Origin of the sequence: Chromobacterium sp. LK1 (genome assembly GCF_001043555.1) — a bacterium.
Taxonomy (GTDB): domain Bacteria; phylum Pseudomonadota; class Gammaproteobacteria; order Burkholderiales; family Chromobacteriaceae; genus Chromobacterium; species Chromobacterium aquaticum.
On record NZ_LDUI01000052.1, the window covers coordinates 88910 to 102654 of the forward strand.

10 protein-coding genes are annotated in these 13745 nt (G+C 64.3%); 5 read left to right on the top strand and 5 right to left on the bottom strand.

Annotation, left to right across the window (positions count from 1 at the left end; genetic code table 11):
• Positions 1 to 71: 71 nt before the first annotated feature.
• On the top strand, positions 72 to 1691 hold the full coding sequence (locus VI26_RS20260) for a methyl-accepting chemotaxis protein (RefSeq protein WP_048411574.1): 1620 nt from the start codon (positions 72 to 74) through the stop codon (positions 1689 to 1691).
• Between the two features lie 90 nt (positions 1692 to 1781).
• Here VI26_RS20260 and VI26_RS20265 read toward each other — a convergent pair whose 3' ends face one another.
• The 3 genes from VI26_RS20265 to VI26_RS20275 all read right to left on the bottom strand — a co-directional run bounded on the left by VI26_RS20265 (position 1782) and on the right by VI26_RS20275 (position 4814).
• Positions 1782 to 1976 (bottom strand): hypothetical protein, encoded by a 195-nt coding sequence (locus VI26_RS20265; RefSeq protein WP_048411575.1) that lies wholly within the window; start codon positions 1974 to 1976, stop codon positions 1782 to 1784.
• Positions 1977 to 2377: 401 nt separating this feature from the next.
• A complete protein-coding gene (locus VI26_RS20270) occupies positions 2378 to 2743 on the bottom strand; it encodes a hypothetical protein (RefSeq protein ID WP_048411576.1) in 366 nt (121 codons plus the stop codon).
• A gap of 424 nt (positions 2744 to 3167) precedes the next feature.
• The gene (locus VI26_RS20275; RefSeq protein ID WP_053074552.1) at positions 3168 to 4814 is read right to left on the bottom strand and encodes a methyl-accepting chemotaxis protein; all 1647 of its coding nucleotides are present in this window, start codon (positions 4812 to 4814) and stop codon (positions 3168 to 3170) included.
• 304 nt (positions 4815 to 5118) lie between these two features.
• Here VI26_RS20275 and VI26_RS20280 point away from each other — a divergent pair, with 304 nt between their 5' ends.
• Positions 5119 to 5868, top strand: a complete 750-nt coding sequence (locus VI26_RS20280) for an endonuclease/exonuclease/phosphatase family protein (protein WP_048411577.1) — start codon at positions 5119 to 5121, stop codon at positions 5866 to 5868.
• 107 nt (positions 5869 to 5975) lie between these two features.
• On the opposite strand, the gene VI26_RS20285 is transcribed toward VI26_RS20280, so the two are convergent.
• Both VI26_RS20285 and VI26_RS20290 read right to left on the bottom strand, forming a co-directional pair.
• Positions 5976 to 7721 (bottom strand): methyl-accepting chemotaxis protein, encoded by a 1746-nt coding sequence (locus VI26_RS20285; protein WP_082151177.1) that lies wholly within the window; start codon positions 7719 to 7721, stop codon positions 5976 to 5978.
• Between the two features lie 46 nt (positions 7722 to 7767).
• Positions 7768 to 9462: a methyl-accepting chemotaxis protein gene (locus VI26_RS20290; protein ID WP_048411578.1), complete on the bottom strand. Its 1695-nt coding sequence runs from the start codon at positions 9460 to 9462 to the stop codon at positions 7768 to 7770.
• Between the two features lie 207 nt (positions 9463 to 9669).
• On the opposite strand from VI26_RS20290, the gene VI26_RS23425 reads away from it, so the two are divergent.
• From VI26_RS23425 to VI26_RS20305, 3 genes are read left to right on the top strand one after another with little or no spacing between them, the layout of a single operon-like run.
• Positions 9670 to 9972: a lipid asymmetry maintenance protein MlaB gene (locus VI26_RS23425; RefSeq protein WP_197081547.1), complete on the top strand. Its 303-nt coding sequence runs from the start codon at positions 9670 to 9672 to the stop codon at positions 9970 to 9972.
• On the top strand, positions 9959 to 12052 hold the full coding sequence (locus VI26_RS20300) for a chemotaxis protein CheA (RefSeq protein WP_048411638.1): 2094 nt from the start codon (positions 9959 to 9961) through the stop codon (positions 12050 to 12052). The genes VI26_RS23425 and VI26_RS20300 overlap by 14 nt, the downstream gene beginning before the upstream one ends.
• 26 nt (positions 12053 to 12078) lie before the next feature.
• Positions 12079 to 13740: a methyl-accepting chemotaxis protein gene (locus VI26_RS20305; RefSeq protein WP_048411579.1), complete on the top strand. Its 1662-nt coding sequence runs from the start codon at positions 12079 to 12081 to the stop codon at positions 13738 to 13740.
• Positions 13741 to 13745 lie beyond the last annotated feature (5 nt).

The window sequence follows — 13745 nt, forward strand, 5'->3', positions numbered from 1 at the left end:
GAACTTTCTCTGGGTTTTTCGCTGCGCCTATAACAAGACATAGGTGTCGGGCGAAGAAACGGAGAAACAAAATGAATATCTCACAACGGCTCATGCTGACCATGATGGTGGCCATGCTGGCCTTGATCGGTATTGGCAGTTACGGCTTGTGGCAACTCAAAAGCGCCAATGCGCGTTTTGATTATCTGAAGGTGAATACCTTCCCCAGCATCCGGGCGCTGGATCAGGGCTTGCTGGCCTTGACCAAGATGCGCGTCGCCGCGTATCGCCACGGCATCGCCGTCGACGCCAAGAGCAAGGCGGACGCCGAGGCGCAGATCGCCGAAGGTGACAAGGCGCTGGAGCAGGTGCTGGCCAGTTATGAGAAAGACCTGCTGTCCAACGACGCGGACCGCAAGCTGTTGCAGCAGGACCGAGCGGATCTGCAAGCCTACCGCAATAATCGCGAGAGCTTTTTGAAGGCTTCGCGCGAGCATCCGGGCGCGGCGACGCAGGCCATGCTGGTGGCTGGGCCGATACCGGACTCCGCCAAGGCCTTGGCCAAAGACCTCAACGACCACATCGACTTTAACTACGCGCTGGCGGACAGCCTGTCCAAGGACAATGCCGCCGCCTATACCTTGGCCTTCGGCAGCTCGCTGGCGGTGATCGCCGCCTGTCTGCTGCTCAGCGGCGCGCTGGGTTGGGTGTTGTTCCGCCATATCCGCCTGAGCCTGCACCAGATCCGTTCCACGCTATTCAATGTCAACCAGCAAAAGGACTTCCGCCTGCGCGCGCCGGTGGGGCGCATGGACGAGGTGGGGGAAACCGCCACCGCCTTCAATCAGTTGCTGGACAATCTGCAACGCAGCTTCCAGGAAATCCGCGACAGCATCGGCACCATAGACGGCGCGATGTCCGGCCTGGCCAATAACACTCATGAAATCGCGCGCAGCTCGGAAGTGCAGAGCGAATCGGCGGCGGCGATGGCGGCGGCGGTGGAACAGATGACGGTGAGCATCAACCATGTCGCCTCCAGCGCGGTGGAAGCGCGCGGCCAGGCGCAGCAGGCCGGTGAAATGGCCACCGAGGGCGGGCAGGTGATTTCCGCCACCGTGCGCGGCATCACCGAGGTGGCCGGCGCGATCACCGACGCCGCCGAGCGTATCGGGCAATTGAAAGAAGACAGCGCCACCATCGCCTCGGTGATGGGGGTGATCAAGGATATCGCCGACCAAACCAATCTCTTGGCCTTGAACGCGGCGATCGAAGCGGCGCGCGCCGGGGAAATGGGACGCGGCTTCGCGGTGGTGGCCGACGAGGTGCGCAAGCTGGCGGAACGCACCGCCAGTTCCACCACCGAGATTGCCGCCATCATCAACAAAATGCAGAGCAGCACGCTGGAAGCGGTGCAGAGCATGGAAAGAGTGGTGGAACAAGTGCACCAGGAAACCGCCAACACCCGCGCCGCCAATGACGCCATCGACCAGATCCGCAGCAGCAGCGGCAAGGCGATGGAACTGGTGCGCGATATTTCCAACAGCATCGCCGAGCAAAGCGTGGCCAGCAACACCATTGCCCAGCGGGTGGAACAGATTGCGCAGATGGCGGAGGAAAACTCCTCGGCGTCCAATGGCTCGGCGGATGCCGCCGGCCAATTGAGCCGACAGGCGCGGGTGATTCTGCAGACGGTGTCCGCCTACCAGGTGTGAGCGGCGGCGGAATGCGTAAAGGCGGCGCGGCAGAGTTGCCGGCGGCCGCCTTTACGCGTGCGGGCTCAAAGGGCTTGAGCCGCGGGAGGCTTATTCAGCCTGTTGCTTGTCCGTCTTGTCCTTCTTGGTGCGCTTCTGCTCTTTCTTCTTGACCGGCTTGTCGGTCATCGGGTGCTTCAGCACCTTGGCGGCCAGCTTGCGCGCCGATTTGGTCGCCTTCTTCTGCCCGCGCACCTTGTCCGCCAGCGCTGCCAGTTTCTTGACGGAGCGTTTGCTCTTGGCCATCTGACTCTCCTTTACGGATTGATGAATCGAAGCCCCATGGTAAGGCGCGGGACAAATTAAGCACCGGACCTTTAGGCCATTGACGGAACGGGATTCAGGGGAAAGCGAGGCGGGGTGGAACGGAAGGGTGCGTGCGGCGCCGGCTGGGCGAGTCACCCGCCTGTGGTTTTTATCCGGCACCAAGAGGGTAGGGTGAATGGATCAAACAGGTGACTCGCGCAACCGCCTTGTCAGCCGCGCGCAGCAAGGATTGCAGGCTTTGTACCATAGTTTGCCGGCGGCAGCCATTGTCAGATTCCCCAGACGCGGCAGCGGCCAGGCCCGGAGCGGGGGGCGTCCGGGCTGGCCGTCAGCGGTTTTCACCGGGTCTCGCTCTTGCTCGCGAGAGCGTGCCCCCGTTCTCAGGCGGGCGGCGGCGCCTCAGCGCCTTGTTCCTGTTGGCCGGCTGACATCATGACTTCCAGGTGGTGGAAAAACCCCAGGGGCAGACCGCGCTGCAGGCTGAAATCCAGCAAGTCCATATCGCGCACGATGCGGCCGAGCAGGCCGTTGCCGGCATGGTCGGGGTAATCGTGGAAGAGCTGGAGCAAGGCGGCGCCGTAGCGTTCGCCCAGATCAAACGCCTCGGGAAAGGTGCGGCATTGGGGCACGCGCCAATAGTGCGGGTAGTTGCGATCCGGCGCCGAGCCGACAAAGGGCAGCCCGGCTTCGCGGCGGTCCCGTTCCCGGTAATGAGCGCGCAGGCTCAGGATTTTAACTTTGCTCATGGCGCGCCTCCTGCAGGTGGATGGACGCGGGGACGGATGGGCTGCCGGGCAAGCGCCAGGCCGGGGCGGGGGATGGAAGGGAGACGATGCGGAGACTCCGCTGGGTAGACTTCAACATTGCAACCTCCTCAAGCTGATGCCAGCCTGGCCGCGGGGCGCGGCTAGGCGGGCGCATGACAAGGTTGGCCTACCGGGAGACGTTCATACCGGCGCACCCATGGGGTGCCCTCGCCATGGCCCGCCCGAATGGGCAAAGCAATAGCGAGAACGTCTCTCTCGGGAGGCCAATCCCGAACGCCGCAGTTGCAGCGGCGCGGGGCTATTGTTGGCGAGGCGGGCCTTGGCTGTCAATGCAGGGCCGGCCGGAATAAAGCCAACGCCCCGCGGGCGAGGCCGGCGGGGCGAGGCTTGAAGCGGGCGAAGCTTACAGTTTGAAGGCGAGCGTGGTCTGCTGCAGCCGCTCCGCCACCACCGCCAGCTCGCGGGTGGCTTGCGAGAACACATCGACGGCCACGCCGTTTTCCTTGGACATCTGGGCAATCGCCTCCACGCGGCCGGCCAGGTCGGTGCTGGCCTGGCGCTGCTCCTGCATCGCCAGCGCGATATCGCTGATGGCACTGACCACTTCTTCCGCCCGCTCTTCCACCGAGCTGATGGTGGTGGAGACGTGCTCCGACGATTCCACCACCTGGCTGACGATGTGGCGGCTGCTGCGCATGCTGTCCACCGCCTCCTTGGCGCCGGCCTGGATCTTGGCGATCATCTGGGTGATTTCGGTGGCGGAGCCGGTGGTGCGCTCGGCCAGCTTGCGCACTTCGTCGGCCACCACCGCGAAACCGCGGCCCTGTTCGCCGGCGCGCGCGGCTTCGATCGCGGCGTTGAGCGCCAGCAGATTGGTCTGGTCCGCCACTTCCTTGATCACGGTGGCGATGCTGCTGATCATCTGCGCCTGTTCCGACAGCGATTCCAGATTATTGGCCGAGGTGGCCACGCTATCGTTGACCTTGCGCACTTGCTGGGTGGAGTCCTGCACTTCCTTATTGCCGATCTTGGCCTGGCTGCCGGCTTCGCTGGCCTGGGAGTCCGCCAGCGAGGCGTTATTGGTGCATTGGTCGATGCTGACGGTCAGTTCCTCTATCGAGGCGGCGGCGCTGGAGGTGGCGTTGACCTGCTGGCCTATGCTGGCGCTGACTTGTTCGGTGGAGGCGGCCAGTTGCTCGGCGGTGGCGGCCACGCTGGTGGCGGAGTTGATGATGTCGCCGACGGTGACGCGCAGTTTCTTCTGGGTATCGGCCAGCGATTGCATCATCTGCGCCACTTCATCCTTGCCCTGTACCTTGATTTCGCCGCCCAGATCGCCGCTGCCCAACTGGAACAAGGCCGCCATCGCGCTCTTGAGGCTGCCGATGATGCCGTTCTGTATCATCAGGCCCAGCGCCAGCAGGATCAACAGCGCCACGACCAGCACGCCGATGACGACGTTGCGCGCGTGCTGGTATTTGGCGTCGGCGTCTTTCAAGGCCTTGTCGGCCCCTTTCACATTGATGTCGACAATCTGGCTCATGATGTCGTCCACGGCCTGGAATTTGGGCCGGCATTCCTTTGCCATTAGTTCCACCGCTTTCCTGTTGTTGGCGCCGTCGCCAGAGTCGCTGTAGCTGAGGTCGCGGACTTTTTTACAGGCTTCCTCCATGGCCGGCCAGGCGGCGTCAAAACGTTTGAGCGCGTCCACTTCCGGCGGGGTGAGTACGGTTTTGCGATAGAGATCCATCAGCCGGTTCATTTCCGCTAAGAATTTGGAACGGTTGGCTGTGACCTGATCCATCTGCTTTTTTTCGGTTTCGGCGATAAAGCGGTAATCAGCGCGGTTGATGTAAATCGCGTTTTGGTTGGCCACGGCCACCCAGTAGACCGACATCAATAAATTGTCGTGCATATCGACAGTGAGGTCGTTCATATCCGACGTGCTTCTGACACCGACGGTGCCGATGATCAGACAGGCCAAAACGCCCAGAGCGATCAGGCCGAAGATTTTGACCCGGATGCTGAACTGCGCAAGAAAGTTTCCCATCGCTCGCTCCCTAAGTGCCGTATTGTTTTTTGAACCTACTGTTATAAGTGTGTAGTGCAGCTGTATATATCTTGCAATCGCGGAGTGGTAGCGGGCGACAAGCGGCAAGCTCTTGGCGATAATAGGTTTTTCCAGAGAGATGAACGGCAGGCGGAGATTGAAATTGGCCAGCCAGCGCTTATCTTGGAGATAGCATGTCCATGCCGCGGCGGCGCTTGCGCGCCGGCACGACGGGAACGGGGCGTTGGATGGTGAGTCCGACTCAAGCATCAGCATAAAAAAGCGGTTCCAAGAGCCTGTCCAAATGAAAGCCATCACAGTAGCCACCTACAACATCCACAAAGGCATGTCGCCGCTGAACCGCCATGTGCGGCTGGGCGACATGGCCTCCGCGCTGGAATCCATAGACGCCGATGTACTGTTTCTGCAGGAGGTGCAGGGCCGCAACGTGGAGCGCGCCTTGCAGCACGCCAGCTGGCCCAAGCTGCCGCAACACCATTTCCTGGCGCGGCGGCTGGATCACAAAGCGGCGTATGGCCTGAACGCGGCGTATGAGCATGGCCACCACGGCAATGCCTTGCTGACCCGTTTTCCGATCAATACCTGGTGCAACCGCGATATCTCGGTCAACCGTTTCGAGAGCCGTGGGCTGCTGCACTGCCAAGTGACGCCGGCCGGCTGGAAGCGGCCGGTGGTGACCTTGTGCGGGCATTTCAATTTGTTGGCGCGGGACCGGCGCAAGCAGTACCTGGACCTGGCGCGCTATGTGCGCGAGAACGTGCCGGCCGATGTGCCGCTGATCCTGGCCGGCGATTTCAACGATTGGCGCGAGGAGGCCACCGAGCAACTGATGGACAGCCTGGGCCTGGTGGAGGTGTTCGATCAGCTGTTTGGCCGCCATGCGCGCAGTTTCCCGGCGCGGCTGCCGATGCTGGCGCTGGACCGCATCTATGTGCGCGGGCTGAAGCCGCTGGAGGCGGAGGTGCTGAAGGGGGCGCCGTGGTCGCGGCTGTCGGATCATTTGCCGTTGGCCGCCAGTCTGGTGCCGGCGTAGTGCCTGTTTACGATCGTTGCGCGTCGTGAGGCGTGGCATCAGTTGAATCCGCTACGCGGATAAGGAACAGGGCGCCGCAATGCGGCGCCCTGTCGCATTGCGGCGTGTCAGATGTGGAAGCGTTCCACCACGTTCTTGAGCTTGCTGGCGTGGCCGTTGAGTTCGCTGAGGGTGGCGCTGGCGCCTTGCGCCACCTCGGAGGTGCTGCGGGTCATGCCGTTGATGTGCTCGGTGGTGTGGGCGATATTGCCGACGGCGGTGGATTGCTCGCGGGTGGCGTGGGTGATCTGGGTGAAGGTGTCCACCACTTGCCGCATCAGGCCGCCGATGTTCTCGATTTCGCTGGCGGCGCCCTGGGCCAGGTCCACGCTTTGATCCACGGTGGAACGCGCCTGCTGCATGCTGGCGACGGTGCCGGCGGTTTGCTGGCGCATGCCTTGGGTCATCTGGGTGATTTCGGTGGTGGCCTGGGCGGTGCGCTCGGCCAGCTTGCGCACTTCGTCGGCCACCACGGCGAAGCCGCGGCCCATTTCGCCGGCGCGGGCGGCTTCGATGGCGGCGTTCAAGGCCAAGAGATTGGTCTGGTCGGCGATGTCCTTGATCACATTGACGATGGAGCTGATTTCCTCCGAGCGGGTGCCCAGCGAGTTCAGGGTGTCGCTGAGGCTGGACATGGCTTGCGACAGTTTGCCGACTTCGGCGGACACCTGATGCACGGCCAGGCGGCCGCGTTCGGCGCTGCTATTGGCCTGGGAGATGATGGCGTTGGCGTCGGCGGTGGTGTCGGCGACATGGGTGACGCTGACGGTGATCTGCTCGATGGTGGCGGCGCTGGAGCTGATGGCCTGGTTGACCTGATCGGCGTCGTCGCTGATGCGGCTGGTGGTCTGGTGCAGGGAGCCGACGGCGCTGACCAGCTGCCCGGCGTTGTTGTTGACTTCGCCGATCAGCCGGCGCAAGCGCTGGTTCATCACGCCGATCTGGCCCAGCGCGCTGGCTTCCGGCGCCTTGGGCACGTCCACCGCCAGGTTGCCGGAGGCGATTTCCTGCAGCACGCCTTCGATGTCGGTGACCGAGCCGCCCAACTGGGTGTGGATCTGACGCCGGCCCAGCAGGATCAGCAGCAGGATTTCGCCCACCAGCAGCACGATGGCGGTGAGGAATTGCAGCTGGCTATTGGACAGGCGGTCCTTGGCCTGCGCCAGCGCGGCATTGGTGCGCTGGTCCAGCAGCACGAAGAAGTCGTCGATGGGTTTCATGATCTGGGCTTTGAACTGGTGGTATTCCTTGCTGTGCACCAGTTTGCGCGCCAGTTCCATGTCCGGCTGGCCGCTGACGGTGTACTGTCCCTGGGCATCGGCGAACTTGCCCTTGACCGCGTTCATCGCCCGCACTTCCAGTTTGACCAGACCGTCGGAATTGGCCTGCGCTTCCTTGAGCTTGGCGAACTCGCCCTCGGTGAAGCCGGCTTGCTGCATCAGGGTTTGCAGCGGCACGGTTTCGCTGTCCGGCCTGGGTTTGTCCTGGCCGGCGGCGACGAAGTCCCAGTAGATGCGGTTGTACTCCTGCGGCCGCGGCGCCTTGCCGTTGCGGATGTCCAGCACCCGATTGTATTGCTGCTCATAGCTGGGGTCGCCGGTGACGACATAGGTGCGGCCCAGCCGGGTCAGGTCGTCCGAGCTTTGTCGTAGTTCCGAGGCCAGCAGGTAGGAGTGGTAGCGGTTTTCGCTGGCGTCGTTCATCGCGCCCACGGCCTGGCGCATGGAGATGAAGGTGTAGATCACGCCGATAAAGGTGAGCGCGATGAGAATCAGCAGGCCGGTGATGGCCTGGCTGGCACGAAGGTTTTTCATGTGGAGATCTCCTCACAGTACTGCTGACTATTGTGGCGGTGGCCGGTCAAGGGCGGGGTCCATGACCCGCGGAGGCGCGGCCGGCAATGGGTTCTCCGGGTTGGGGAGCGGGAGCGGTGTCGGCGTGGAAGCGCTGCATCTGGGCGTGCACTTGTTCCGCATGACCGCGGCTGTCCGCCGAAATGGCGGCGAGTTCTTCCACCAGGCCGGCGTTGTGCCGGATGGCGGCGCTCAATTGCTGGATGGTGGCGTTGATCTGGCCCACGCCGTGCGCCTGTTCGTTGGCGGCGGCGGCGATTTCATGGATCAGGCCGGCGGTTTTGGCGCTGGAGGCGACGATGGCGGCCAGTTGCGCGCCGGCCTTGCCGGCGAGCTGGACGCCGTTGGCGGCCATGCCGCTGATTTCGCGCGCCGCCACCTGGCTGCGTTCGGCCAGCTTGCGCACTTCCTGGGCCACGATGGAGAAGCCGCGGCCTTGCTCGCCGGCGCGGGCGGATTCGATGGCGGCGTTGAGCGCCAGCAGATTGGTTTGATAGGCGATGTCGTCTATCACCGAGATGTGTTCGGCGATGCGCTGCATGCTGAGCACGGTGTGCTGGACCACTTCGCCGCCGTGGCGCGCGTCTTCCGCCGCTTGCATGGCCATGGTTTCGGTGAGCTTGGCGTTGTCGCTGCTCTGGCTGACGGCGGAGGAGATCTGTTCCAGCGAGCAGGCGGCCTCGGCCAGGCTGGCGGCCTGGCCGCTGGTGTTGCGCGAGAACTGCTGAGAGGTGCGGTTGATTTGCGCCGACATCATCGACAGATGGCCGGCGCCGCGCCGTGAATCGTCGATCGCCTGGCTGAGCGTGGTGACGGTTTGCAATATCGCTTCCGCCAGGCTGCCGCGCGGGTAGCCGCCGGGCGGGGCCGCCGCGGCCAGCTTGCCGGCGGCCACCGCCTGCATCAGCCGGGTGACGCGCAGCGGTTCGTCGCCCAACATCGCGAACAGCCGGCGGTATATCGTCCAGAACATCAACAGTCCCAGCGCGCAGCCGGCCAGCATCAGGCCGATGACGATGGCCAGCCAGAGTCCGGCCCGTTCCCGCGCGCTGGCGACGGCGCGGTTGGTGCGCTGTTCCATCAATTGGTAGAAGGCGTCCACCGGCTGCATGATGGCGGCCTTGTCCACATGGTATTGGTGGTCGTGCAGAATGCGCCTGGCCAGCTCCGGGTCCGGCGGGCCTTGCCGGTTGTAGCCGCCCTGGCCGTCGGCGAAGCGGCCCTTCATCGCGTTCATCGCCGCGGTTTCGGTGGCGACCAGGCGGTCGGAATTGGCCTGGGCCTGGCCCAGCATGTCGAATTCCCGCTGGCTGAAGCCGGCCTGGCGCATCAGTTGCTGCAGCGGAACGGCGGGGCCGTCCGGCTGCGGCTTGTGCTCGTCCGCGGCCATGAAGTCCCAGTAGATGCGGTTGTAGTGCTGAGGGCGCGGCAGCTGGCCGTTGCGTATCGCCAGCACCGCCCAGTACTGGCGTTCGTAGCGCGTGTCCCCGGTTTCGGCGTAGGTGCGGACCAGGCGGGTAAGGTCGTCCGAGCTTTGCCTCAGCTCATTGGCCAGCAAATAGCTTTGATTGCGCTGCGCCTCGGCCTGGGCCTGCGAGTCCAGTTCTTGCCGCAGCCGCAATGTGCAGAGCAGGAGCAGCAACAAGAGCAGGGCGAAGACGCCGGCGCTGGCCGTCAGCAGTGATTTGATGCTCAGTTTCATAGGCCTCCCGCCATGCCGCTTGTTGCCCGGCCCGTGCCGGCGCGGTGCCGGCTGTTATCGTTATAGGTAGTTGTGCTTGCATTGCCAGCTATCCGCGCCCGGTTTCCGTTTTTTATAAAACAATCCATTTCTTGACTACTTACCGTGCGAACACTTAAGTAAAAACAGTGAGTTAAAACCCATCTGGCGTCTGCTTTGGGAATGGATATGGCATTGCATCTGGAAACCGCCGACGGCTGGGCCTGGGCCAGCCTGAGCGGGGAGTTGACGGTCTATACCGCGGCGCAGCTGAAAAGCGAGCTGCTGCCCTTGCTGGAGTACGAGGCGGTGTCGCTGGGTTTTGCCGGCGTCACCGAGCTGGACGGCTGCGCGGTGCAATTGCTGCTGGTGTTTGGCCGGCAGGCGCGGCGCGTGGAGTGGCGAGCGGACAATCCCTTGCTGTGCGAGGCGTTTGGGCTGCTGGGAGTGGCGCTGACGCCGCCGCCGGGAGGCGTTGGTGGACTGGGCTAAGGCCAGGGCGATTTTCCTGGAGGAGTCGCGCGAGTTGTGCGCGGCGCTGGAGGGCGCCTTGCTGGACCCGGTGGCCTTTCCCGCCAATGCCGAGACTTTCAATTTGTTGCTGCGCACCGCGCACACCATCAAGGGTTCGGCCGGCACTTTCGGCCACGAGGCGCTGGTGGCCTTCGCCCATGCGCTGGAGAGCGTGCTGGAGCGCTTGCGCGGCGGCAAGATCACGCTTGGCGACGAATTGGTCAGCCTGCTGCTGGCTGGCAACGATCATCTGCGGCGCATGCTGGACGCGGTGGAGGCGGTGGCGGTGGACGCCGAGCCGGATTGGCCGGACGGCGCGCCGCTGTTGCAGCGCTTGCAGTTGTTCCTGCTGGAGGACGCGGCCTGCGCGGTTCCGGGCGCGGAGGCGCTGGACGCCGCCGCCACGCCTTGCTGGCAGTTGTCGCTGCGTTTCTATCCCGATTTGTTCCGCGACGGTTTCGATCCCTTGGCCTGCCTGCGTTATTTGGCGCAGTTGGGGCGCTTGAGCGCGGTGGCGCCGGTGTGGCCGCCGCTGCCGGAGTTCGCCGAACTGGAGCCGACGGATTGCCTGCTTGGCCTGGAGTTGAGCCTGGAGAGTTCGGCCAGCCTGGAGCAGGTGCGCGATGCGTTCGAGTTCATCGCCGAGGGCAGCCTGGTGGGGATATTGCCGCCGCATGCGCCGCTGGCGGCCTTCCGCGCGCTGGCGGAGCGGCTGGGCGCGTCGATAGAGCCGCAGTTGGAGCGCTGGCTGGCGCGCGGCGCGCTGACGCCGATGGAGGCGGAACGGGTGCGCGAGGCCGCCTGGCTGGCGGCTGAGCCGGGCGCGGGCCAGCCCGGCGCGGCGGCGGGCAAGCCGGCGCGCGGCGACAGCCACTATATCCGCATCGAGGCCGGCAAGCTGGATAGGTTGATCAACCGGGTGGGCGAACTGGTGATCGCCGCCGCCGGCACCAAGTTGATCGCGCAGATGCGCGGCGACGGCGAGCTGCTGGAGTCGGTGGCCATCATCAATGATTTGGTGGAAGGCATACGCGATGACGCGCTGACCTTGCGCATGGTGCCGGTGGACGAGGTGTTCTGCCGCTTTCCGCGCATGGTGCGCGAGGTGTCGCGCCAGTTGGGCAAGTCGATACAGCTGACGGTGCGCGGCGCGGATACCGAGATAGACAAATCCATGGTGGAGCGTTTGACCGATCCCTTGCTGCACTTGGTGCGCAACGCGGTGGATCACGGCCTGGAACCGGCGGAAGAGCGGCGCGCCGCCGGCAAGCCGGAAACCGGGCAACTGACGCTGAATGCCTTCCACGACGCCGGCTCGGTGGTGGTGGAAATCGAGGATGACGGCCGCGGCATAGATCGCGACAAGGTGCTGGCCAAGGCGCTGCAGCGCGGCCTGGTGGCCGAGGGCCGGAGTTTGAGCGAGCAGGAGCTGTTGCAGCTGATCTTCCTGCCCGGCTTTTCCACCGCGCGCGCGCTCAGCGATCTGTCCGGCCGCGGCATGGGGCTGGATGTGGTGAAGCGCAATATCGAATCCTTGCGCGGCGAGGTGGAAATCCACTCCCGCCCCGGCCTGGGCACGACCTTCCGTCTGCGGCTGCCGCTGACGCTGGCCATCATCGACGGTTTCCGGGTGGAGGTGCATGAGTCGTCGCTGGTGATGCCGCTGGAGATGATGATCGAGTGCGTGGACATGCCGCAGGCGGCGATGGAGCGGCAGACGCGCCAGGTCAATGTGCGCGGCGATTGGCTGCCCTTTGTTTCGCTGCGCGAGTTGTTCGGCCTGCCGCCGGCGGCCGGGCCGGAGTTCGTGGTGATCGTGCATTACGGCGACAAGCGCGCCGGCATCGTGGTGGACAGGCTGATGGGCGAGGTGCAGGCGGTGATCAAGCCGCTGGGCGAGATTTTCCGCTCGCTGCGCGGCATCAGCGGTTCCACCATTCTGGGCAACGGCAAGCCGGCCTTGGTGCTGGATGTTCCGCAGTTGATCCACCACGCCTGCCGCCGCGAGCGGCGGCGGATTCGTCAGGCCAGCGAAACGCCGGCGAGCGACATGATCTAGCGCGGCTAGCGCGCCAGGAGACAGCCATGCAGTGGTTTCACAATGCGCAGGTCAAGACCAAGCTGGTCATTTCCTTCACCCTGGTGCTGGCGTTCTTGTTGGCGCTGGGCTTTGTCAGTTATTCCGCCACCGAGCGCATGAGCGCGGTGATGGTGAACCTGTTCGACAACCAACTGACGCCGATCAAGGATATCGGCAACGCGGCGCGCAGCGCGATGGCCAGCAATCGCTCCTTGTATCGCTATATCGCGGAAACCGACACCAAGACCATGGATGAGGTGGACGCCGAGATCGCGGGTTTCGACAAGAGCATGACCGCCAGCCTGGATGCCTATCGCAAAACCGATCTGACCCCGCCGGAGGTGGACGCGCTGCGCCGTTTCGACGCCGCCTGGGCCAATTACCAGTCCTATGTCAACGAGGTGAAGAAGCTGTCCTACACCGACCGCGGCGACGGCGAGAACAACAAGCTCGCCTTGAAGCTGATGGCGGACAAGGGCTGGCCGGCGTTCCAGGCGGTGGACAGCGTGCTGACCGAGCTGGTCATTCTTAACGCCAAGCTGGCCGACAGCTCCTTGGCGGAAACCAAGGTGATCAGCGGCGACGCGCTGCGTTTGCTGGTGGCCATCGTGGTGGTGGCGGTGCTGCTGAGCGTGGCGCTGGGGGTGATGGTGGCGCGCAGCCTGCTCAAGCAGCTGGGCGGCGATCCGTCCTACACCGTGCAGGTGGTGGGGCGGGTGGCGGCCGGGGATTTGTCGGTGCCGGTGAAATTGCACCCGGATGACACCTCCAGCCTGTTGTATTCGATCAAGGCGATGGCGCATCGCTTGTCCGAAACCTTGTCCGAGGTCAGCGCGATGTCGGAGGCGATAGGCTCGGCGTCCGAGGAGGTATCGTCCACCGCCAATTCCCTGGCGCAGACCTCGTCCGAGCTGTCGTCCAGCATCGAGCAGACCAGCGCCTCGGTGGAGGAGATGGCGGCGACGGTGACGCAGAACGCCGACAATGCGCGCGTGACCGAGGGCATCGCGTCCAAATCCGCGTCCAGCGCCACCCAGGGCGGGGCGGCGGTGGGCGATATGGTGCACGCGATGAAGGAGATCGCCTCGCGCATCACGGTGATCAACGATATCGCCAACAAGACCGATTTGCTGGCGATCAACGCGGCGATAGAGGCGGCGCGCGCCGGCGAGCACGGCAAGGGCTTCGCCACGGTGGCGGTGGAGGTGAGGAAGCTGGCGGAGCGCTCGCAGGTGGCGGCCAAGGAGATCGGCGATCTGGCCAGCCGTTCGGTGGGCGTGGCGGAAAAGGCCGGCCTCTTGTTGCAGGAGATGTTGCCGGGCATAGACCAGACCGCCAGCCTGGTGCAGGAGATTTCCGCCGCCTCGCGCGAGCAGCGCAGCGGCATCGATCAGATCAATAGCGCGGTGACCCAGATCAGCAACGGCATGCAGTCGTCGGCCACCTCGGCGGAGGAGCTGAGTTCCACTTCCGAGGAGTTGAGTTCGGCGGCGATGCAGCTGCAGGAGCTGATGCAGCAGTTCAAGCTGCGTAATGCCCGCGGCGCCCGCCGCGGCCGGCAGTTGCACATCGGCCATTTGCACGCGGCCAAGCCCGCCGCGCCGCCGCCGGACGACGATGACGATTTCGACCTGACGGTGGACGAGGACAAGTTCTCCAAGTATTGAAGGGG